Here is a 19716-nt window from a genome sequence, read left to right as displayed (position 1 = left end):
ATTCCTTTCCGCCGTCACACCCGACGGCCTTGGCCTCAAAACGTGCACGGCCGGTCTCCTGGCTCGCGGTTCACTGGGTTCTCCGGCCTTCCCGGACCTTGCGGTCCAGTGGCGGTTCGGAGCCCCTCACCGCTTACAGTCGCGGGGGCGGCTGGGGTTTGGGGCGCCGCAACTGGGTCCGCCCATCCCCATTCCCGATTATGCTCCGGCGCTTTGCGCCGCGTCGAGCACCATGCCGCTCTTGTGTGCCCCTTTCGCATCGCGGGCGTCAAGGGGCGAACCGCTGCCGGAGCCGTCATGCCGGATATTCTCGCGCCAGCGCGCCGAACAGGATGACGGCCGCAGTGGAAGCGGCGCCGCCGCGCCCAAGCTGCTCGGCGAGCTCGGCAATCGTGGTGCGGACCAGCCGTTCGTCGGGACGCCCGAGAGATTCGGCGAACAGCGCCGGAGTGCTGGGAGCGAGGCCGTGCGCGATCAATTTTGCGGCAAGCGCCGGAAAGGTGCGCCGGCCCATATAGACCACGGTCGTGGCCTCGGGGTCGGCCAGTGCCGCCCAATTCAGATTGGGCGGCAGCTCGCCCGTGACGTCAGCGCCGGTGATGAACTGCACCCGGCGGGAGGTATACCGGCGGGTCAGGGGAATGCCGGCCTGGGCGGCGGCGACACAGGCGGAGGTGACGCCGGGAACGATCTCGTAGCCGATGCCGGCTTCGCGCAGCGTCTCGATCTCCTCCTCCAGCCGGCCGAAAATGCCGGCATCGCCGGACTTCAGCCGCACCACGCGTGCACCTGTGACGGCATAGTCGACCAGGAGACGGTTGACGTGGTGCTGCTTGGTCGAAGGACGCCCGGCCCGCTTTCCCACTGCCACGAGATTGGCACCGGGCCGGGCGAGATCGAGGACCGCGCCGGAGGCAAGATCATCATAGAGCACGACATCGGCCTCGCGCAGCCGCGCGGCGCCCTTCACGGTGAGGAGCTCGGGATCGCCGGGACCGGCGGAAACGAAAGAGACAAAGCCGCTCACCGGTCCTCCGCGATCAGATGGAAGAACGTGCCGGTGGCATGGCCACGGCGCGAGCCGGTTTCGGCAATCACCGCTCCGGTGGCATCGTGCACGACCGCAAGCGGCGTATCGGGCTGGGCGAGAATGGTCGAATAGTGGAACTCGTGGCCGCGCAGGCGCGCGCCAGGCTGATGCCCCGGCATCGGTGCGGCCAGTTCGGCAAGACGATAGCCGAGATGCATGCGGCGCTTGGCAAAGCTGGTCTCGAGGCCAAGCAGTCCCGACATCTCATGGCGGATACCGTCGGCGTCGGTGAGGCCTGCGCCCAGCACCATATAGCCTCCGCATTCACCATGCACGGGCCGCGTCTCGGCGAAAGCGCGCAAGCCGCTGCGAAAGCGCGCATTGGCCGCGATCTTTCCTGCATGAAGCTCGGGATAGCCGCCGGGCAGCCAGCACACGTCGGCGCTCGCGTCGGGCACTTCATCGGCCAGCGGCGAGAACGGCACGATCTCGGCGCCCGCCGCGCGCCAGGCTTCCAGCATATGCGGATAGACGAACGAGAACGCCGCATCGCGGGCGAGCGCGATGCGCTGGCCTGGCGGCGTCACGTTCAAGCCGTTCGCCGCAGCTTGCGGCGACCATTTGCCTGCCGCGTGGAGCACCGCATCGAGATCGACGTGCTCGGCGACAAAGCGCGCGGCCTCGTCGATCAGCTTGCCGATCTCCGCCTGCTCCTCGGCCTGCACGAGGCCGAGATGCCGCTTCGGCAGACTGATCTCGGCATGGCGCGGCAGTGCGCCGAACACTTCGATGCCGGCCTCGTTCAGCGCGCGTCGCACCAGATCCTCATGGCGCGGGCTGGCGACTCGATTGAGCACGACGCCAGCGAAGCGCACGCCGGCGCGGTAATCGCGAAGGCCAGCGGCGATTGCTGCCGCAGTCTGCGCCTGGCCGGAGGGATCGATCACCAGAACCACGGGCCAGCCCAGCATTTCCGCGATGTCGGCGGTCGCTCCCGTGCCGGAGACGCCGCGCGCAGCGACACCGTCGAACAGGCCCATCGATCCCTCGGCGAGCACGACATCGGCATCGGCAGCACGGCTGACGAGATGCGCGATGGTGCTATGATCCATCGTCCAGCTATCGACGTTGACGGAGGCGCGTCCCGTGGCTGCGGCGTGGAAGGCGGGATCGATATAGTCGGGGCCGCTCTTGAAGCACTGCACGTTCAAGCCGCGATTGCGCCAGGCGCGGGCGAGCGCCAGCGTCAGCGTGGTCTTGCCGACGCCGGAGGCCGGCGCGGAGATGACGAGGCTCGCCGGCATCACGACGCCTCCGGAAAGCGCGGCTCGGCACCGACCGGCCGGTAGCGGCGGTCGTAATCGGCGGCATAGAGGCGGCTCTCGTCAAAATCGGCAGCGCCAAGCGTCTTGCCGACCAGGATCAGCGCCGTGCGCTCCATCTCGCCACCCACGAACGCACCGAGCGTTGCAAGCGTCGCGCGCACGATGCGCTGCTCCGGCCAGCTCGCGCGCCAGACGATCGCGACCGGGCAATCCGCGCCGTAATGCGGCGTCAGCTCGGCGACGACCTGGTCGAGCAGATGGATCGACAGGTGGATCGCGAGCACCGCGCCGGTCGCAGCGAACGCGGCGAGCTTCTCGCCCTCGGGCATCGCGCTGGCACGGCCCGGCGTGCGCGTCAGCACGACCGTCTGAGCAAGACCGGGCAGCGTCAGCTCAGCCTCCAGCGCGGCCGCGGCAGCCGAGAACGAGGGAACGCCGGGTGTCACCGAGTAGGGAATCCCGAGCGCACGCAAACGGCGGAGCTGCTCGCCCATCGCCGACCAGATTGAGAGATCACCGGAATGCAGCCGCGCGACATCCAGGCCTGCCGCATGCGCGCCTGCGATCTCGGCGATGATCTCGTCGAGCGACATTGGCGCGGTGTTGACGATACGTGCGCCGGGCGGGCAATGCGCCAGCACGCCCTCCGGCACCAGCGAGCCGGCATAGAGACAAACCGGACTGGCCGCGATCAGATCGCGGCCGCGCAACGTCAACAGATCGGGTGCGCCCGGCCCGGCACCGATGAAATGCACCGTCATGGGCCGTCTCCTTCGGCAATCGCGGCGGTCGCGGTGCGATCCTGCGAGACAACCCGTGCTGCAATCAACCGCGCGCGCGGACCGGCGACCGCGAGCGCAGCAGCCTCGGCTACAGATCCGGTGCCAAATTTCTCCGCGATGAGCTTCGATTGCGTGGGCGTGTCGATGCCGGCCAGTGTCGCGACCGGAACGGCCCTGATCGGCACGCCGCATTCGCGTGCGAGCTGCTTCAGCGCCTCGGTATCGGCCTTGTCGCTGACGGTTGCCATCGCCGCAAGCCCTTCCGCACCGCCCGCAGCGAGCAACGCTTCGCGCAACGAAGCCAGCGTCACATCGCGCTTGAAGCCGAGTCCGGCGACCTTCATCGCACCACACTCCACTGCACCACGGGGCGTGCTGCCTCCCACGACCGATAGCGGCCGAGCGGGGCGGCATGCGAAATTTCGGCCCGCATCAGTTCGCCGCCGTGACGCCGATGCAGCTCGCCGAGCAGAGCTTCCGTCTCCAGCGTCACAGCATGCGCCACGAGCCGCGCACCCGGCGAGAACCGCGGCCAGATCGCATCAAATAACACTTCGTCGAGACCACCGCCAATGAAGACGGCATCCGGCGCTTCCAAGCCGGCAAGAGCTTCCGGTGCCCTGCCCGTGACGATTGTGATCCGATGTGCCAGACCGAAGGCGGCTGCATTCTTGCGAATGTTCGCGACGCGATCCTCGCGCGCCTCGACCGCAATCGCCGTCCCACCATCCAGCGCCCACTCCACGGAGATCGAGCCTGAACCAGCGCCGATATCCCACAGCCGCTCGCCGGCACGCGGCGCCAGCGCCGAGAGCGCAAGCGCGCGCACCGGCCGCTTGGTGATCTGGCCGTCGTGAACGAAGACGTCGTCCGGCAGGCCCGAGCTGCGAGCAATGCCATGTGCGCCCCTCGCCTCCACGGCTACTGCCACTGGGTTTCCAGTGAGATCATCAGAAAAATCCTTGGCGCGATACTCCTGGACACTTTCGCGCGGCCCGCCGAGCGCGGCGAGAATCCAGAATGTCGAGGAGCCCCAGCCGCGTTCCGTCAGCCATTTCGCAAGATCGCTGCCGGCCTTGCCATCGCGTACCAGGCAAATGATGCGCGCACCGCGCGTCAGATACGGAACGAGACGTTCGAACGGTGCGGCGTGAAGCCCGAGGCAGACGGTGGATTCGAGTCGCCACCCCAGCTGCGCGGCCGCAAGCGAGAAGGTCGAAGGTGCGGGATGCGCGATCCATTCGCCGCTATCGAGCTTCTCGGCGAGGCTTGCGCCGGCGCCATGCCAGAACGGATCGCCGGAGGCGAGCACCACCGTCGGCCGATCGCGGCAGCTCAGCACGACATCCGCATCGAACGGCACCGGCCATGGACGACCGCGGCTGCCAATTTCGGCAAGCGCAAGATGGCGCTCGCCGCCGAACACGGTTTCGGCCTTGGCAAGCGCCTTTCGGCTTGCCTCCGACAGCCCGGCAAGGCCATCTTCGCCGATACCGATGATAGTCAGCCAGGGATCAGACATGATTCGCGCCCTCATTCTGGGCGGAACGGCCGATGCGAGCCTGCTCGCCGCGGAGATCGCGCGCGCCGGCATCGATGCCGTCTATTCCTATGGCGGCCGCACCCGCGCGCCCGCCGATCAGCCGCTGCCGACGCGCATCGGCGGGTTTGGCGGCGTGAGCGGGCTGGCCGACTACATCCGCCGCGAAGGCATCACGCATGTCATCGACGCGACGCATCCGTTCGCTGCCGAAATGAGCCGTCATGCGGTCGAGGCCTGCGCGGACACCAATGCGCCGCTGATCGCGCTGGAGCGCGCGCCCTGGACCAGGGTGTCCGGCGACAACTGGATCGAGGTCGCCGACGTCAACGCCGCCGTTGCGGCCCTGCCCGAGGTGCCGACAAACGTGTTCCTCGCCATCGGCCGTCAGCACATCGCGCCGTTCGCGGCCAAGCCGCAACATGCCTACACGCTGCGTTTCGTCGATCCGCCCGAAGCGTCGCTGCCCTTCGCGGCCGATGTGATCGTATCGCGTGGCCCCTTCACCCTCGACGGCGAGTTGGAGATGCTGCACACGCGCGGCATCGCCTGGATCGTCGCCCGCAATTCCGGCGGCGACGGCGCGCGCTCCAAGATCGACGCGGCGCGCATGCTCGGCCTTCCCGTAATCATGATCTCGCGACCAGAGCTGCCCGAGCGCCAAAGGGTCGAGAGTGTCACTGACGTGATGCAATGGCTCGGTCATTCTGCGCGCCTCGGCGCATAGACCCAGCGGCCGATGCGGCGCGTCTGCGAATTGCCGACGATGACAAGCGTGCGCATGTCGGCCATCTCGGGCGTCGCCTGGTTCAGCGTCACGATCTCGATCTTTTCATCAGCCGCGCTGATCGCGCGCGCGAAGATCATGAGACGCTCGCCGCAGCCGGCCTCGCGAAGCAGCGCCAGCGCACGGCCGAATCCTTCCGGGCGGCTGGCCGAGCGCGGGTTGTACATCGCGATGGCAAAATCGGCTTCCGCCGCGAGGCGCAGGCGTTTCTCGATCACTGCCCACGGCTTGAGATTGTCGGAGAGGTTGATCGCACAGAAATCATGGCCGAGCGGCGCGCCGGCACGCGCGGCGGCCGCCAGCATCGCGGTGACGCCGGGCAGCACACGGATCGAAAGCTCACGAAATTCCGGCGCCTGCTCGAGTGCCTCGAACACGGCGGATGCCATCGCGAACACGCCGGGATCGCCGGAAGAGACGACGACGACCTGACCGCCTTCGGCGGCAAGCCGCAGGGCTTCGCTCGCGCGTTGCAGCTCTTCGCGATTGTCGGATGGATGCAGAGTGAGCCCAGGCCGCGGCGGCACGCGCGCGACATAGGGCGCATAGCCCAGAATGTCGGTCGCCGTCGCAAGCGCGGCGGAAACTTCCGGCGTCACCAGCGCGTCGCTGCCCGGCCCGAGGCCCGCGATGGTCAGTGTGCCTGTCATTCGGCGGCATCCAGATGCCGGCCCTTGCCGTGCACGAGCACGATCGCGAAATAGGGACAGTCGGCCGCATCGATCTCGGCGAGCCGCACCACGCGCTCGCCTGGCATGGTGCCACGCTCAACCAGCCAGGCATCGGCGAGCCGCCCGGCGGAGCTGAGCGCGCGGCGCACTTTTGCGAGATTGCGGCCGGTCTTCATGACGACCAGTGCATCGGAATCGCGCATGCGCCGTTCGAGCTCGGCCTCGGGCAGCGTGCCCATCAGCACCGTCGTCACGTCGTCGCCGAGCGCGATCGGCCGGCCGACGCCGTTCCAGCAACCGACCATGCCGGGAATGCCGGCGATCACCTCGATCTCGACGCGGCCTTGCAGGCGCGTGTGCAGATGCATGAACGATCCGTAAAAGTAAGGATCGCCCTCGCAGAGCACGACGACGTCGACGGCGCGCGAAAGCCGCGCCAGGCGCTCGGCCCATTCGTCGTAGAAGCCGGCGAGCAGCTGGACATATTCGGGGCTGTCGAAAGCGATCTCCGTCGTAACAGGATATTCCATGGGATATTCGGTAACGCCCGCAGCCAGCATGCCATCGACGATGCGGCGCGCCTGACCGGGCCTGCCCTTCTTGCGAAAATAGGCGACGTGACTAGCGCCCCGCACCGTACGATCGGCACGCACGCTCATCAGATCAGGATCACCGGGGCCGAGACCGCAGCAGATAATGCGTCCCATGGCTATTCGCTCCGGCTTGCCAGCGCATTCACGGCAGCAACCGTGATGGCGGAGCCGCCGAGGCGGCCTTCGACGGTGAGCGCCGGTGCCGGCGGATCGGCCATCAGCGCGGCCTTGGATTCGGCCGCGCCGACGAAGCCGACCGGACAGCCGATGATCGCAGCCGGCCGCGGGCAGTCGCGATCCTCCAGCATGTTGAGCAGATGAAACAGCGCGGTCGGTGCATTGCCGATCGCGATGATCGCGCCATCAAGATGCGGCCGCCACAGCTCCAGGGCCGCGGCGGAGCGCGTGTTGCGCATGGACTGCGCCAGCGCGGGCACGGCGGGATCGCCGAGCGTGCAGATCACGGCATTGGCCGCGGGCAACCTCGCGCGCGTAATGCCTTCGGAGACCATGCGCGCGTCGCACAGGATCGGCGCGCCCTTCTGCAAGGCTGCGCGCGCGGCTGTCGCCATATCAGGGGTGAAGCGGATATGCGCCTCGAGGCCAACCATGCCGGCGGCATGGATCATCCGCACCACCACCTGCTCCTCGTCCGACGTGAAGCGCGCGAGATCGGCCTCGGCCCGGATGGTGGCAAAGGATTGCCGGTAGATCACAGCGCCGTCGGTCTCGTAGGTGTGCGGCATCAGTTCCCTCCGACCAGGATGGAGGGATCGCTGACGATGTCGGCGCCGTTCAGCCCGCGCAGGACCGGCGCGTCGCGGGTCGAGCCGTCGCGGACGAGATCGAACCCGGCGCGCGTCGCAATCAGCGTGACTGCAGCCGCGCCGGAATGGGCGCAGCCCTTGCCGCAGCCGGAGACATGGAGCCGCGCGTCGGCGGGGATGCGCGGCGCCAGCGCCGCGGCCAGCGCGCGCGTATCGGCATGGGCTTCGCGGCAACGCGGCGCGCCGCTGCAGGCGATGACGCGCAGCGCCGGATCGAACGGCTCGGTGATGAGCCCCGCCGCGCTCGGCATCTCGCGCTTGCCCTCGCTCAGCACCATCCGCCAGGGGGTCATGCGCAGCGCATGGCCGCAAGCAGAGAATTGATGCAGCGTCGCGTGCAGCATCTGCCCGAACGCAACGCCAACCATCGCGCCTTGCGGATAGTGCCCGGGACGCACCGCGGCCATCACCGGCGCCGGCTCGGTCTCGCCGCGCAAGGATTGAGGCAACACGGCGCCGGATGCGATGTGGGCTGCCATGCGCCCTCGCCCGCCGTTTGCACCGCCGGAGATGATGAACCAGCTTGCGAGCGCCAGCGCCGCGCTCACGGCCTGTCCGCGTTCAACGGAACGACCGAGCTTGGCGCCGTCGGCCCGCACCAGGAGACCGCCCGAGCGGTCGCGCTCGATGCGGATGTCGGCGGAATCGCCGGCGAGAACACGCGACCGCCCGTCATCGATGGCGAAGCCGAACTTGGTGGGAAGCGCCAGGCCAGAATCGGCAAGCGCCTCCTCGAGCTCCGCGGCGAGCGACTGCGTTTCGTCGCCGTTGCTCCAGAATGGCGTCACCAGGATGTTGCGCCTGGCTTCGATGTCGGCGTCGGGATCGAGCAGTGCCAATCGCGCAAGGCCGTCGAGCAACGGACGATGGCCCTCCTCCCGAACGCCCCTGATCTGCAGATTGGCCCGGCTCGTGACGTCGATCAGACCATTGCCGAAGCGCTCGGCGAGTTCCGCAAGCCCGGAGATTTGTGGTGCTTCAAGGCGCCCACCGAACGGGCGCACGCGCACTACGAGCCCGTCGCCCGATTGCATCGGGCGCAGCGCGCCCGGACACCAACCCTTGACCGTGGTCGCGCTCATGAGGCCTCCCGCAGCGCCGCTGCAATCGAATTGCGGCGGGTTCGCCAGAGCGAGGCTTCGTGCAGGCGCGTGAAGCAGGTTTCCATTGCGGCGAGTGCGGACGGATTTTCGCGCGCCATGAAGGCGCGGACGTCGTCGTTGCCGAGTGTCGCGTCGTAATAGAGGTCGAACAGATGCGGCGGCACGGCGCCGGCGAGATGCGCGAAGGCGGCCATGTGCTCCAGCGTCGCGGTGATCTCGGCCGCGCCGCGAAAGCCGTGGCGCATCATACCGGCGATCCAGGCCGGATTGGCCGCGCGAGCGCGAACGATGCGCGAGATCTCTTCCGTCAGCGTGCGCGCATGCGGCTCGCCGGGCCGCGTCGCATCGAGGTGATAGAGCGACGGCGCGCCTGCCCCGAGGTGCGCGGCTGCCGCGGCGATGCCTGCCTCATGCGCGGCATAGTCGGCGGCGAGCAGCAGATCGGTTTCGGGCAAGTCCTGGACGTGGACAAAAGCGTCGGCGGACGCGAGACGCTGTTCGATACCTGCGCGATCCGGCTGCATCGCGCCATCGGCAGAGAACGCCCAGGACGATGCCGACAGCCACGCTTCGCCTGCGGCCTCGCGCGTCTCCGGCGTGAAGGCATCCGGGATCGCCGAGAGCCCGACGCCGTATTGTCCGGGCCGCGGCGCGAACACGCGGGACGCACGCTGGCGATAGGGATTCTCATCGCCCTCGTCCTCGCGCGCGGCGAGCGCCTCGGCGGCGGCTTCGAACAATTGCGCCAGCCCTGCGAAGACATCGCGGAACAGGCCGGATACGCGCAGCGTGACGTCGATGCGCGGACGGCCGAGCTCGGCCGGGGCGATGATGTCGTAACCGGTGACACGGCCGGAAGCGTGATCCCAGCGCGGCGCGAGGCCGGCCAGATGCAACGCCATCGCGAACTCTTCGCCTGCGGTGCGCATCGTCGCCGAGCCCCAGAGATCCACCACGAGGCCCTTCGGCCAGTCGCCGTGATTCTGCAGATGACGGCGCAACAGCTCTTCGGCGAGTTTTATCCCCTGCGCATGCGCCGACGGCGTCGGCACCGCACGCGGGTCGACGGCGAAGAGGTTGCGCCCTGTCGGCAGCACATCCTGACGCCCGCGATACGGGGAGCCCGACGGCCCCGGCGCGACGCGTTTGCCAGCGAGCGCGGAACGCAATGCATCGCGTTCCGCTTCGCCGCAGGCACCGCGGCCGAACACGTGCAGGCCATCGCCGAACTGGCTCTCCTTGAGGTCGCAGACGAAGCGGTCGATCCGCGGGATGGCTTCGGCCGGTGCGGCCATTGCATCGAGGCCGAGATCGTCTTCGAGGCCCGCCGCGCGCGCCTCGTCGCGGATCGACGCGATCAGGCGCTGGCGACGGGCGGGATCGAGACCGTCAGCGGTCGAATATTCGTCGAGCAGCCGTTCGAGCCGACGAAGCCCCTCCGGCACCGCGGATGTCTCAAGCGGCGGCGGCAGATGGCCGATCGTGACCGCGCCGATGCGCCGCTTGGCCTGCGCGGCCTCGCCGGGATCGTTGACGATGAAGGGATAGATGACGGGGAGATCGCCGATCAGCGCTTCCGGCCAGCACGCTTGCGACAGCGCCACGGATTTGCCGGGCAGCCATTCCAGCGTGCCATGTGCGCCCATATGCACGACAGCATCGCAGCCTTGCTGCCTGAGCCAGAGATAGAATGCGACATAGGCGTGGCGCGGCGTGCAGGCGAGATCGTGATAATCGGCATCGCGCGAGGCCGCGTCGCCGCGCTCGGGCTGGACCGCGATGACCGACCGGCCGCATTGGATCGCAGCGAAGTAGAACGCGCCGTCGCGGCAGCTCGGATCGTTCTCCGGTGCGCCCCAGGCCTGCACGAGATTGTCCTGCAAGGATTGCGGCAGGCGCGCCAGCCCCGTGCGATATTCGGCGACGCTCCAGGTCAAGCTCTGCTTCAATAGTTTTGCGCCGAGCGCATCGACCGGCGCAACGTCGAAGCCGACCTCCGCGAGATCGGAGATCAACGCCTCGACCGACGCCAGCGCGTCGAGCCCGACGGCGTGCGCGATCTGATGCGGCCGGCCCGGATAGTTCGACAGCACGATTGCCAACCGCTTCTCGCCGGCGGGCTTCTCCGCGAGGCGACGCCAAGCCGCGACGCGCATGGCAACGGCGTTGACGCGCTCTTCGTCGGGCCTGTGCGCTAGATGCGCGAATTGCAGATCGGGATCGCGCTGACCGGCCGATTTGAAACTCACCACGCCTGCGAACAGGCGGCCGTCGACCTCCGGCAGCACGACATGCATCGCGAGATCGCCGGGCGACAGGCCACGCAGTGATTCCGCCCAATCTTCGCGCCGCGCCGTCGAGAGCGCGACCTGGAACACCGGACAGAATGCGGCATCGAACGGCGTCGTGCCGTCATCGCCAAGGGCCGAGAACGCCGTCGCATTGACGATCGCCGCCGCAGGATGTTGCGCCAGATGCGCGCGCAGCCAGTCGGCAACGCCCGGCGCCTTCAGCGACGTGACGAACACGCCGTAGGCGTCAAATCCCTTCTCGCGCAGCGCCGCAATCAAGGCGTCGACCGGCCCCGTATCGGCGGCCGTGAGATAGGAGCGATAGAACGTCACGAGTGCGCGCGGCTTGCCCTCGCCAACTGGCGCGGCAATGACACCGCGCGCGGGATCGTAGAAGCCCATCTCGGGCACGGTCATCTCGCCGATGACCGGGCCGGCATAGAGGCCCGAGGCCAGCGCGAGCTGCGCGATCGCGGCTTGCGCGGCTACCGGGCCGCCGGTGTCGCAGAGCACCTTGAGCCGCCGCAGCGTCGAGACCGGCAGGGTCGAGTACGCATCCAGCCGCGTGTCGTCGCGGCCGTCGGCCGGCAGCACGGCGAGCACGATGTTGCGCTCTTGCGCGAGTTGCTGGAGCGCCGCGAGCCCGTATGCCCAATAGGACTCCCCGCCGATCAGGCGCACCAATATGCCCCGCGCCTGCGACAGCGTCCGTTCGATATAGGTGTCGACCGACAGCGGATGACGCAGCTCCGCGAGATTGGCCAGCCGCAGCGACGGCAGGCTGCCCCGACCGCGGCGCCAGCCGGCCGCAAACGCGGCCAAATCGGAATCCGAATACGAGAGCACCACGAGATCGGCCGGGTCCTGGCCGATGTCTCTTGGCGTCGCGGTCTCCTCGAGACCGCGGCTCTCGCGGAAGACGACGTGCATCAGATGCCAGATCCTGAAAGACCAAGTCCTGCCTTGATGGCGGCCTCGTCGATATCGCCATGCTCGCCGATCACAACGAGCTTGGACTGCCGTTGAGCCACACCCCATGGCTTGTCGAACTGATGGCGCACGCGCTCACCGACCGCCTGCAACAACAGGCGCATCGGCTTGCCCGCAACCGCGATGTAGCCCTTGGCCCGCAGCACGTTCTGCTCGCGCGCCAGTTTCTGGACGGAGGCGACCAGTGCCTCGATATCCGCCACCTCCGGAAGGTCGATCACGACCGAGGCAAAATCATCATGCTCATGCTCTTCCTCGCCGTCGTGATGCGAGGGCCGCGCGGCGAGATCATTCTCGGCGGCCGCACCGAGGCCGAGGATGACGCGCGCGTCGATCGCGCCATCGGTGACCGGCAGCATCGGCACGCGGCGCGGCATCTCGGCTGTGATCGCCGCCTTTGCGGCTTCGATTCCGGCTGCGCCCGCAAGGTCGGCCTTGGTCAGCAGCACGATGTCGGCGCAGGCGATCTGGTCCTCGAACACTTCCGACAGCGGCGTTTCGTGATCGAGATTGTCGTCCGCCGCGCGCTGCGCTTCCACCGCAGCCGGATCCGGCGCGAAGCGGCCGGCCGCGACGGCCTCGGCGTCGGCCAGCGCGATCACGCCGTCGACCGTGATGCGCGAGCGGATCTCCGGCCAGTCGAACGCCTTCAGCAGCGGCTTTGGCAGCGCCAGGCCCGAGGTCTCGATCAGGATGTGATCGGGCCGCACCGGGCGCGCCAAGAGTTGCTCCATGGTCGGAATGAAATCGTCGGCGACGGTGCAGCAGATGCAGCCATTGGCGAGCTCGACGATGTTCTCCTCCGGGCAGTTCGCATCGGCGCAGGACTTCAGGATCTCGCCGTCGACGCCTTCGCTGCCGAACTCGTTGACGAGCACGGCGAGCTTCTTGCCGCCGGCATTGCTGAGCAGATGCTGGATCAGCGTCGTCTTGCCGGAGCCCAGGAAACCCGTGACCACCGTAACCGGGACTTTTGCGAGCGAGTTCATTCAGCGGCCTCCGGCACGACGGTAACAGGGGGAATACGGGCAAGCGACTGCTTGCGGAAGATTTCGGGACGGCTGCGCCAGGGCACGATTCCGTCGGGCGCCGCCGCGTAGGCCGCAGCACCTGCGACCACGTCCTGCGCATTCGCATCGGACAGGCGGCCATAGACATAGGACCAGCGGCCGGGCGCGCTGAGCGCGACGGAGCAGCCCTGGCTGCACGCCGACAGGCATTCGACGGGAACCACGCTGACGCCCTCGGGCACGCCGGCCTCGAGAATCGCGCCATGCAGGCGCTTGCCGGGCGTCGTCTCGCCCTCGCCAAGCGTCTGGCCGGCGCGGCAGGTGATGCAGACATGAAGTGTGACGGTCATCGCCTCTTCCAGATAACAGCGGGAGGCGATGAGGCGCACGGACCATTCTCCTGAAGGCCCGCTTCCCCGTCGCGGAACACCCCGTCCGCCGGTCCAAAACTCGTCCGCGCTGGCAGGTCTCCCGGCTTGCGGAGCAGGGTTTTGGCCCTTCGATCCCCGCCTTCCCGATTCCAAAAGGAATCAGTGGCTTCGGGCATCTCTCCGGTCACGGTCGCGGGGGCGGCTGCAGTTTGGATCCAAATCTTGCCGATTCGGACCCTATCGCATTCCCTCTTCGCCTGTCATAGGACAGGAACCAACGCCCGGCCACCATTTGCCGGTGGCCGCCACTTGTCAAGCCGAAGGACCGGGACCGATGACGCCTGAACCGGAAACCCACACGACCGAGGAAACCGACGCCCGCCACGCCGCCAAAATGGCGAAGAAGAAGGCCGCTCGCGACAAGATCATGGCGACCAAGAGCGGTGAAAAAGGCCTGATCATCGTCCACACCGGCGCGGGCAAGGGAAAATCCTCCTCGGCCTTCGGCATGATCGTCCGCTGCGTCGCGCATGGCTTCCCTTGTGCGGTGGTGCAATTCATCAAGGGCGCCTGGGATACCGGCGAACGGCGCCTACTCACCGGCCATTTCGGCGACCTCTGTCAGTTCCACGCGATGGGCGAAGGCTTCACCTGGGAGACGCAGGACCGTGCCCGCGACATCGCTGCAGCGCGCGCCGGCTGGGAGAAGGCCAAGGAGCTGATCCTCGACGAGCGGCTGCGCATGGTCGTGCTCGACGAGATCAACATCGCGCTGCGCTACGACTATCTCGATATCGCCGAAGTCATCGAGTTCCTGACGACGCAAAAGCCTGCGATGACGCATGTCGTGCTCACCGGGCGCAACGCCAAGGACGAGTTGGTCGAGATCGCCGATCTCGTCACCGAGATGACGCTCGTGAAGCATCCGTTCCGCTCCGGCATCAAGGCGCAGGCCGGCGTCGAGTTCTGAAGTCATCATGGCACGCGCGCTGATGATCCAGGGAGCCGGCTCGGACGTGGGCAAGTCGCTCATCGTCGCCGGCCTCGCGCGCGCCTTTACGCGCCGTGGTCTGCGCGTGCTGCCGTTCAAGCCGCAGAACATGTCGAACAACGCCGCGGTCACCGTCGATGGCGGTGAGATCGGCCGCGCCCAGGCGCTGCAGGCCCTCGCCGCCGGTGTCGAGCCGCACACCGACATGAACCCGGTGCTGCTCAAACCCGAGACCGATGTCGGCGCGCAGGTCGTGGTCCACGGCAAGCGCATCGCGACGGCGCGTGCGCGCGACTACGCCGCGATGAAGCCGTCATTGATGGGCGCGGTGCTGGAGAGTTTCGAACGCTTGAAGGCGCGGGCCGATCTGGTGCTGGTCGAGGGCGCCGGCAGCCCGGCCGAGGTGAATTTGCGCAAGTCCGACATCGCCAATATGGGCTTTGCCCGCAAGGCGGATGTGCCCGTCGTGCTGGTCGGCGACATCGATCGCGGCGGCGTCATCGCCCAGCTCGTCGGCATCAAGACGGTGATCGAGCCCGACGATGCCGCGATGATCTCTGGCTTCGTCATCAACAAGTTCCGCGGCGATCCCACGCTGTTCGACGACGGCTACAGGCTGATCGAGCAGAAAACGTCGTGGCGCGGCTTCGGCGTGCTGCCCTGGTTTCCGCGTGCCGGCGAGCTACCGGCCGAGGATGCGCTCGGCCTGCGCGATGCGCGCAAGCCGGGCCAATGCAAGATCGCCTGCCTCGCACTGTCGCGGATCGCCAATTTCGACGATCTCGATCCGCTCAAGCTCGAGCCGGGTGTCGATCTCGTGATGGTGCGCCCGGGCGAGGCGATCCCGGGCGACGTGCTCCTCGTCATCATCCCTGGCTCAAAATCCACCCGCGGCGACCTCGCATTCCTGCGCGCGCAGGGCTGGGACATCGACCTGCTCGCCCACCACCGCAGGGGCGGCCATGTGCTCGGCCTCTGCGGCGGCTATCAGATGCTGGGACGCAGCGTCGCCGACCCCGAAGGCATCGAAGGACCTGCGGGCGACACGCCGGGCCTCGGGCTTCTCGATGTCGAGACGGTGATGAGCCCGCAAAAGACCCTCACGCGCGTTACGGCCGTGCATGCCGCGACGGATCAGCCGATCCAGGCCTACGAGATCCACATCGGCCGCACCGACGGCCCGGATCGCGCCCGCCCCTTCGCCAAGCTGGACGGCGAGGCGGAAGGCGCGATCTCGCGCGACGGCCGTGTGCAGGGCAGCTATCTGCACGGCCTGTTCACGTCAGATGATTTCCGCAAGGCCTACCTCGCCAAGCTCGACATTCCCGCGGGCGACGAGCCCTATCACGCCAGCGTCGAGAGCGCGCTCGAGGCGCTGGCCGATCACATCGAAAAGCATCTCGACGTCGAAAGCCTGCTCGCGCTAGCGCGCTAGGGCCTGCGCAAGGCGCGTCCATTCGGCTTCGCTGCCGGGAAGTCCGAGGCGGAGCCATGTCGGCTGTCGCGCGAAGACGCGGGACCAGATGTGGACGCGCGCGAGCCTTTCCTGTGCAGCCAGTGCGTCAGGCGTTTCGTACAAGCGAAACAGCGACGTGCCGCCGATGAGCCGCCAGCCTTGCGCATGCGCCAATGCGTCGAGGCGAACACAGTCGCGCGCGAGCCGCGCCGACGTAACCTCGGTCCAGGCCTCATCGCGCAAGGCACGGCAGCCGATTTCGATCGCCGCACCCGAAACAGGCCATGGCCCCGACATCGCGGCAAGCCTGTCGATGTCGGCGGCATGAGCGATGGCGAAGCCGAGCCGCAGGCCGGCCAAGCCGTAGAACTTTCCGAACGACCGCAGGATCAACAGTCCCGGCCGATCCGCTTCTGATGCAAGCGACGATTGCGGATCGGCATCGGAAAAGCTCTCGTCGACGACGAGACGGCCGACGCGGGGCAGCAGCGCGAGCAGATCCTGTGGCGCAGAACGCCGGCCATCGGGATTGTTGGGATTGACGACGATGGCGAGATCCGCGCCCGGCAGCGCGCCAAGCTCTCCGACTTCCTGCACCTCCCAGCCTGCGGCAGACAGCACGCCGGCATATTCATTGTAGGTCGGCGCGAGAATACGCGCGCGACCGGGCCGCGCAAGTTGGGGCAGCAATTGGATCGCAGCCTGCGCGCCGCCAAGCGCAACGATGGGCGCGCCGGTGCGGTACGCGTGCCCTGCGGCCCGATGCAGGGCCTCGATCTCGGCGCGTGATGGCAGCGCGCTCCACGCGCGCGCGCTCACCTCGCCCACGGGATACGGCAGCCGGTTGATCCCGGTCGACAGATCGATCCAGTCCTCCGCGCGTCCGCCAAAACGCTGCTGGGCCTGGTCCAGATTTCCACCGTGCTCGCGCATGCCCCGTTGTTTCACGCAAAAGCCAGGATCGCAAGCACGCCTGCGACCAGCAGCATGGCGCGGCGATAGACCGTCAGCGCCTCGACGATGTCGGCGGCGCGCGGATCGCGCGCGCCTTCGTTCAGCCAGGGCTCTTCGGTCGTGCTGCCGTGATAGATGCGGGGACCGCTGAGCCGCACACCGAGTCCGCCGGCCATGGCCGCTTCCGGCCAACCGGCATTGGGCGAGCGATGCCGGCGCGCATCGCGCGTCATGCAGGCCAATGATTCCGACCGCTGCGGTGCCAGCAGCACGAACAGGAATCCGGTCAGCCGCGCCGGGACGAAATTGGCGACGTCGTCGATGCGCGCTGCCGCCCAGCCGAAGGCTTCGTGGCGTTCGCTGCGATGGCCGATCATGGAGTCCAGCGTGTTGATCGCCTTGTAGCCGAGGATGCCGGGCAAGCCCAACAGTGCGCCCCAGAACACCGGCGCCACGATGCCGTCGGAGGCGTTTTCGGCAAGGCTCTCGATCGCCGCGCGCGCGATGCCGGCTTGATCGAGGCTTGCGGGATCGCGGCCGACGATGCGCGAGACCGCTTCGCGCGCGGCGGCGACGTCGCCGGCCAGCAAGGGCGTGGCCACGGCAGCGACATGATCGTGCAGCGAGCGCAGCGCGACCAATGGCCAGGCCAGGATGCCAATCAGCACGATCTGGATCCAGCCCGAAGGAAGCAGTGATTGCAGCGCCCAGCCGAGCGCTACGGAAAGCGCGATCACCGCAAGCGCGCCGGCGACGCCCGCGGCTCGGCGCAATGCCGGCGGATCGGACGCGCGATTCCAGGCGGTGTCGATCGCCGCGATCAGACCGCCGAGCCAGGTGACGGGATGGCCGATCCGCGCGAACAGCCACGCCGGCCAGCCCAGAAGGGCATCCACCGCCATCGCCACCACCATCGCGCCCGCAAAGTCCACATCTAGCTCCTGTCCCGCCCCTGTTGCGCAAGACGGCGGCCGAGTGCAAGCCCCTCGCTGCCTGATTTCGGCTTTGTCTTTGGCCGCGTTTGATGATTAGTGCTGCGGCAGGAGACCTTCATGGCCGTCATCTTGATCACCGGCGGGGCGCGATCGGGCAAGAGCACCCGGGCGGAGGCGCGCGCGCGCAGCTTTGCCGGCCAGCCCGTCTACGTCGCGACGGCCGAGGCGCTCGATGGCGAAATGCAGGAACGCATCGCAAGACATCGCGCGCGGCGCGGAGCCGATTGGATCGAGCGCGAGGTGCCGCTCGATCTTGTGCCCGCGCTGCTCTCGACCGAAGGCGGCGGCGCAAGGCTCGTCGACTGCCTGACGCTGTGGCTCTCCAACCTGATGCATGCGGCGCGCGATTGGGAGCGAGACGTAAGAGAGCTCGCCGACACGCTGCCCCGCCTCAACAGCCCCGTCGTGCTCGTCACCAACGAGGTCGGCCTCGGCATCGTGCCCGACAATGCGCTGGCGCGCAGCTTCCGCGATGCCGCCGGAATCATGAACCAGATCATTGCCGGTGCCGCCGACGAGGTCGAGTTCGTCGTCGCCGGCCTGCCGTTGAAGCTGAAATGATCCCGCGCGCCGAGCTTCTCAAGGACATCCTCGCCGATCTCAAGATGGCGACATCGTTCGTGACGATCCTGCCGGTGGCATCCTCGAAGCCTGCGGGCGACGGCGCCGTTGCGCGGGCAACGTGGGCGCTGCCGGTCGCGGGGCTGCTGGTCGGCCTCGCCGGTGCCCTCACTTACAAGATCGCCGTTCGCTTCGGACTGACGCCGAGCCTTGCCGCCCTCCTCGTGCTAGCCACGACCGCCCTCATCACCGGCGCGCTGCACGAGGACGGACTTGCCGACACCGCGGACGGCCTCGGCGGCGGCCGCACGCGCGAGCGCAAGCTCGAGATCATGCGCGACAGCCGGATCGGGACCTATGGCGTCTGCGCCCTGATCCTATCGTTCGGCCTGCGCTGGAGCGCGCTTGCGACGATCGCAAATCCATGGGCCGTCATGCTCGCGCTGTGCGCGGCGCACGTTGCTGCCCGTGCCGGCCTGCCGGCCTTCATGTGGCTAGTCCCGTCGGCGCGGCCTGATGGCCTCTCTGCCGGCGCCGGGGCGCCGCCCGGGCGCAGCGTGGCCATCGCCTTCGCGCTTGGAACGCTTGCGCTTGCCCTGACGTTGGGGCCGGGCAAGGCGCTGGTCGGCCTGATCCTGCTGTCACTGGCCGGCCTGCTGCTGGCGCGGCTTGCCATCCGCCAAATCGGGGGGCAGACCGGCGACATCCTCGGCGCGTTCGAGCAGACGGGCGAGATCCTGATCCTGCTGGTGGCGGCGTCCTTCCAAATGGGGCGATGACCTCATGGTCGAGTTCGACGATAGCTTCCGCCAGCACTTACGCGAGCTGTTCGTGTGGCGTCGCGACGTGCGCCGCTTCCGCAGCGATCCGCTGCCGGAGGGGGCGATCGATCGCCTAATCGAGACCGCCTGCCTCTCGCCTTCGGTCGGCCTCAGCCAGCCCTGGCGCTTCGTGATCGTCAATGATACTGCAACGCGCCGCGCCGTGGTCGAAGATTTCAGGACGTGCAATGCCGACGCGCTGAGCTGCTACTCCGGCGACCGCGCCGCACGCTATGCCACCTTGAAACTGTCCGGCCTCGAGCAGGCGCCCGGCCATCTTGCCGTGTTCGCCGACAAGGGCAGCGACATCGGCCACGGCCTCGGCCGCGCGACCATGCCTGAAACGACGGAATATTCCGTGGTCGCCGCCATCACCGCGATGTGGCTCGCCGCCCGCGCCGAGGGCATCGGCCTCGGCTGGGTGTCGATACTGAACCCTGCGCGCATGCACGCTGTTCTCGACGTGCCTGACAGCTGGAAGTTCATCGCCTATCTCTGCATCGGCTATCCCGAGATCGAGTGCGACCGGCCCGAGCTGGAGCAGGCGAAATGGGAGCAACGGCGCAGCGCGGACGCGTTCACGCTGCGGCGCTAGGCCGCCGGGCACCAGATCGAAAG

At 68.0% G+C, this 19716-nt stretch carries 20 protein-coding genes and 2 riboswitches; of the genes, 6 read left to right on the top strand and 14 right to left on the bottom strand.

The window, feature by feature from the left end; all coding sequences use genetic code 11:
- Positions 1–30: 30 nt before the first annotated feature.
- Positions 31–250: riboswitch (cobalamin riboswitch) on the bottom strand.
- Between the two features lie 45 nt (positions 251–295).
- From cobA to cbiE, 5 genes are read right to left on the bottom strand one after another with little or no spacing between them, the layout of a single operon-like run.
- Entirely contained in the window at positions 296–1027 is a 732-nt protein-coding gene (cobA, locus tag I6F36_RS26395; RefSeq protein ID WP_225172473.1) for a uroporphyrinogen-III C-methyltransferase, read from the bottom strand.
- Positions 1024–2334 (bottom strand): cobyrinate a,c-diamide synthase, encoded by a 1311-nt coding sequence (locus I6F36_RS26390; RefSeq protein WP_225172472.1) that lies wholly within the window; start codon positions 2332–2334, stop codon positions 1024–1026. The genes cobA and I6F36_RS26390 overlap by 4 nt, the downstream gene beginning before the upstream one ends.
- On the bottom strand, positions 2334–3116 hold the full coding sequence (cobM, locus tag I6F36_RS26385; RefSeq protein ID WP_036023536.1) for a precorrin-4 C(11)-methyltransferase: 783 nt from the start codon (positions 3114–3116) through the stop codon (positions 2334–2336). The genes I6F36_RS26390 and cobM overlap by 1 nt, the downstream gene beginning before the upstream one ends.
- Positions 3113–3481: a cobalamin biosynthesis protein gene (locus I6F36_RS26380; protein WP_192893258.1), complete on the bottom strand. Its 369-nt coding sequence runs from the start codon at positions 3479–3481 to the stop codon at positions 3113–3115. The genes cobM and I6F36_RS26380 overlap by 4 nt, the downstream gene beginning before the upstream one ends.
- Complete coding sequence (gene cbiE / locus I6F36_RS26375) at positions 3478–4659, bottom strand: precorrin-6y C5,15-methyltransferase (decarboxylating) subunit CbiE (protein WP_225172471.1); 1182 nt, start codon at positions 4657–4659, stop codon at positions 3478–3480. The genes I6F36_RS26380 and cbiE overlap by 4 nt, the downstream gene beginning before the upstream one ends.
- On the opposite strand from cbiE, the gene I6F36_RS26370 reads away from it, so the two are divergent.
- On the top strand, positions 4658–5404 hold the full coding sequence (locus I6F36_RS26370) for a cobalt-precorrin-6A reductase (RefSeq protein ID WP_225172470.1): 747 nt from the start codon (positions 4658–4660) through the stop codon (positions 5402–5404). The two genes, cbiE and I6F36_RS26370, sit on opposite strands and share 2 nt — an antisense overlap.
- Here I6F36_RS26370 and cobJ read toward each other — a convergent pair.
- Genes cobJ through I6F36_RS26335 form a run of 7 tightly spaced genes read right to left on the bottom strand, consistent with a single transcriptional unit; the run spans position 5380 to position 13299 of the window.
- Positions 5380–6114, bottom strand: a complete 735-nt coding sequence (gene cobJ, locus I6F36_RS26365; protein ID WP_036005370.1) for a precorrin-3B C(17)-methyltransferase — start codon at positions 6112–6114, stop codon at positions 5380–5382. The two genes, I6F36_RS26370 and cobJ, sit on opposite strands and share 25 nt — an antisense overlap.
- Complete coding sequence (locus I6F36_RS26360; protein ID WP_036023524.1) at positions 6111–6842, bottom strand: precorrin-2 C(20)-methyltransferase; 732 nt, start codon at positions 6840–6842, stop codon at positions 6111–6113. The genes cobJ and I6F36_RS26360 overlap by 4 nt, the downstream gene beginning before the upstream one ends.
- Positions 6843–6844: 2 nt before the next feature.
- Positions 6845–7474, bottom strand: a complete 630-nt coding sequence (locus tag I6F36_RS26355; RefSeq protein ID WP_225172469.1) for a precorrin-8X methylmutase — start codon at positions 7472–7474, stop codon at positions 6845–6847.
- The gene (cobG, locus tag I6F36_RS26350) at positions 7474–8637 is read right to left on the bottom strand and encodes a precorrin-3B synthase (RefSeq protein ID WP_225172468.1); all 1164 of its coding nucleotides are present in this window, start codon (positions 8635–8637) and stop codon (positions 7474–7476) included. The genes I6F36_RS26355 and cobG overlap by 1 nt, the downstream gene beginning before the upstream one ends.
- Positions 8634–11879 carry a cobaltochelatase subunit CobN gene (gene cobN, locus I6F36_RS26345; protein ID WP_225172467.1) on the bottom strand — a complete coding sequence of 1082 codons (3246 nt, stop codon included), beginning with the start codon at positions 11877–11879 and terminating at the stop codon, positions 8634–8636. Before cobN ends, cobG begins: the two co-directional genes overlap by 4 nt.
- Positions 11879–12928 (bottom strand): cobalamin biosynthesis protein CobW, encoded by a 1050-nt coding sequence (gene cobW / locus I6F36_RS26340; protein WP_225172466.1) that lies wholly within the window; start codon positions 12926–12928, stop codon positions 11879–11881. Before cobW ends, cobN begins: the two co-directional genes overlap by 1 nt.
- Positions 12925–13299 carry a DUF1636 domain-containing protein gene (locus I6F36_RS26335; RefSeq protein ID WP_036005458.1) on the bottom strand — a complete coding sequence of 125 codons (375 nt, stop codon included), beginning with the start codon at positions 13297–13299 and terminating at the stop codon, positions 12925–12927. The genes cobW and I6F36_RS26335 overlap by 4 nt, the downstream gene beginning before the upstream one ends.
- A gap of 93 nt (positions 13300–13392) precedes the next feature.
- Positions 13393–13614: riboswitch (cobalamin riboswitch) on the bottom strand.
- A 40-nt stretch (positions 13615–13654) separates the two neighbouring features.
- Between I6F36_RS26335 and cobO the strand changes: the two genes are divergently transcribed.
- Positions 13655–14290 (top strand): cob(I)yrinic acid a,c-diamide adenosyltransferase, encoded by a 636-nt coding sequence (cobO, locus tag I6F36_RS26330; RefSeq protein WP_225172465.1) that lies wholly within the window; start codon positions 13655–13657, stop codon positions 14288–14290.
- 7 nt (positions 14291–14297) lie between these two features.
- Complete coding sequence (locus tag I6F36_RS26325) at positions 14298–15746, top strand: cobyric acid synthase (protein WP_225172464.1); 1449 nt, start codon at positions 14298–14300, stop codon at positions 15744–15746.
- Here I6F36_RS26325 and cobD read toward each other — a convergent pair.
- Both cobD and cbiB read right to left on the bottom strand, forming a co-directional pair.
- Positions 15735–16700: a threonine-phosphate decarboxylase CobD gene (gene cobD / locus I6F36_RS26320; RefSeq protein ID WP_225172463.1), complete on the bottom strand. Its 966-nt coding sequence runs from the start codon at positions 16698–16700 to the stop codon at positions 15735–15737. The genes I6F36_RS26325 and cobD overlap by 12 nt on opposite strands.
- Before the next feature lie 11 nt (positions 16701–16711).
- Positions 16712–17653, bottom strand: a complete 942-nt coding sequence (gene cbiB, locus I6F36_RS26315) for an adenosylcobinamide-phosphate synthase CbiB (RefSeq protein ID WP_225172462.1) — start codon at positions 17651–17653, stop codon at positions 16712–16714.
- A gap of 120 nt (positions 17654–17773) precedes the next feature.
- On the opposite strand from cbiB, the gene cobU reads away from it, so the two are divergent.
- The 3 genes from cobU to bluB are packed head-to-tail and all read left to right on the top strand — an operon-like array spanning position 17774 to position 19693.
- The gene (cobU, locus tag I6F36_RS26310) at positions 17774–18277 is read left to right on the top strand and encodes a bifunctional adenosylcobinamide kinase/adenosylcobinamide-phosphate guanylyltransferase (protein WP_036035070.1); all 504 of its coding nucleotides are present in this window, start codon (positions 17774–17776) and stop codon (positions 18275–18277) included.
- Positions 18274–19056 carry an adenosylcobinamide-GDP ribazoletransferase gene (gene cobS, locus I6F36_RS26305; RefSeq protein WP_225172461.1) on the top strand — a complete coding sequence of 261 codons (783 nt, stop codon included), beginning with the start codon at positions 18274–18276 and terminating at the stop codon, positions 19054–19056. The genes cobU and cobS overlap by 4 nt, the downstream gene beginning before the upstream one ends.
- A 4-nt stretch (positions 19057–19060) precedes the next feature.
- A complete protein-coding gene (gene bluB, locus I6F36_RS26300) occupies positions 19061–19693 on the top strand; it encodes a 5,6-dimethylbenzimidazole synthase (protein ID WP_036034966.1) in 633 nt (210 codons plus the stop codon).
- The last annotated feature ends 23 nt before the right edge of the window (positions 19694–19716 follow it).

Origin of the sequence: Bradyrhizobium sp. BRP19 (assembly GCF_020194195.1) — a bacterium.
Classification (GTDB): domain Bacteria; phylum Pseudomonadota; class Alphaproteobacteria; order Rhizobiales; family Xanthobacteraceae; genus Bradyrhizobium; species Bradyrhizobium yuanmingense.
Note: the sequence above shows the minus strand (reverse complement) of the source record. Positions and strands in the feature narration are given on the sequence as shown.

Bases quoted from the DNA above. Each gene is read 5' to 3' on its own strand.
- I6F36_RS26390 (WP_225172472.1), bottom strand. From the start codon at position 2,334: ATGCCGGCGAGCCTCGTCATCTCCGCGCCGGCCTCCGGCGTCGGCAAG.
- cobM (WP_036023536.1), bottom strand. From the start codon at position 3,116: ATGACGGTGCATTTCATCGGTGCCGGGCCGGGCGCACCCGATCTGTTG.
- I6F36_RS26380 (WP_192893258.1), bottom strand. From the start codon at position 3,481: ATGAAGGTCGCCGGACTCGGCTTCAAGCGCGATGTGACGCTGGCTTCG.
- I6F36_RS26370 (WP_225172470.1), top strand. From the start codon at position 4,658: ATGATTCGCGCCCTCATTCTGGGCGGAACGGCCGATGCGAGCCTGCTC.
- cbiE (WP_225172471.1), bottom strand. From the start codon at position 4,659: ATGTCTGATCCCTGGCTGACTATCATCGGTATCGGCGAAGATGGCCTT.
- cobJ (WP_036005370.1), bottom strand. From the start codon at position 6,114: ATGACAGGCACACTGACCATCGCGGGCCTCGGGCCGGGCAGCGACGCG.
- I6F36_RS26360 (WP_036023524.1), bottom strand. From the start codon at position 6,842: ATGGGACGCATTATCTGCTGCGGTCTCGGCCCCGGTGATCCTGATCTG.
- I6F36_RS26355 (WP_225172469.1), bottom strand. From the start codon at position 7,474: ATGCCGCACACCTACGAGACCGACGGCGCTGTGATCTACCGGCAATCC.
- cobG (WP_225172468.1), bottom strand. From the start codon at position 8,637: ATGAGCGCGACCACGGTCAAGGGTTGGTGTCCGGGCGCGCTGCGCCCG.
- cobN (WP_225172467.1), bottom strand. From the start codon at position 11,879: ATGCACGTCGTCTTCCGCGAGAGCCGCGGTCTCGAGGAGACCGCGACG.
- cobW (WP_225172466.1), bottom strand. From the start codon at position 12,928: ATGAACTCGCTCGCAAAAGTCCCGGTTACGGTGGTCACGGGTTTCCTG.
- I6F36_RS26335 (WP_036005458.1), bottom strand. From the start codon at position 13,299: ATGACCGTCACACTTCATGTCTGCATCACCTGCCGCGCCGGCCAGACG.
- cobO (WP_225172465.1), top strand. From the start codon at position 13,655: ATGACGCCTGAACCGGAAACCCACACGACCGAGGAAACCGACGCCCGC.
- I6F36_RS26325 (WP_225172464.1), top strand. From the start codon at position 14,298: ATGGCACGCGCGCTGATGATCCAGGGAGCCGGCTCGGACGTGGGCAAG.
- cobD (WP_225172463.1), bottom strand. From the start codon at position 16,700: ATGCGCGAGCACGGTGGAAATCTGGACCAGGCCCAGCAGCGTTTTGGC.
- cobU (WP_036035070.1), top strand. From the start codon at position 17,774: ATGGCCGTCATCTTGATCACCGGCGGGGCGCGATCGGGCAAGAGCACC.
- cobS (WP_225172461.1), top strand. From the start codon at position 18,274: ATGATCCCGCGCGCCGAGCTTCTCAAGGACATCCTCGCCGATCTCAAG.
- bluB (WP_036034966.1), top strand. From the start codon at position 19,061: ATGGTCGAGTTCGACGATAGCTTCCGCCAGCACTTACGCGAGCTGTTC.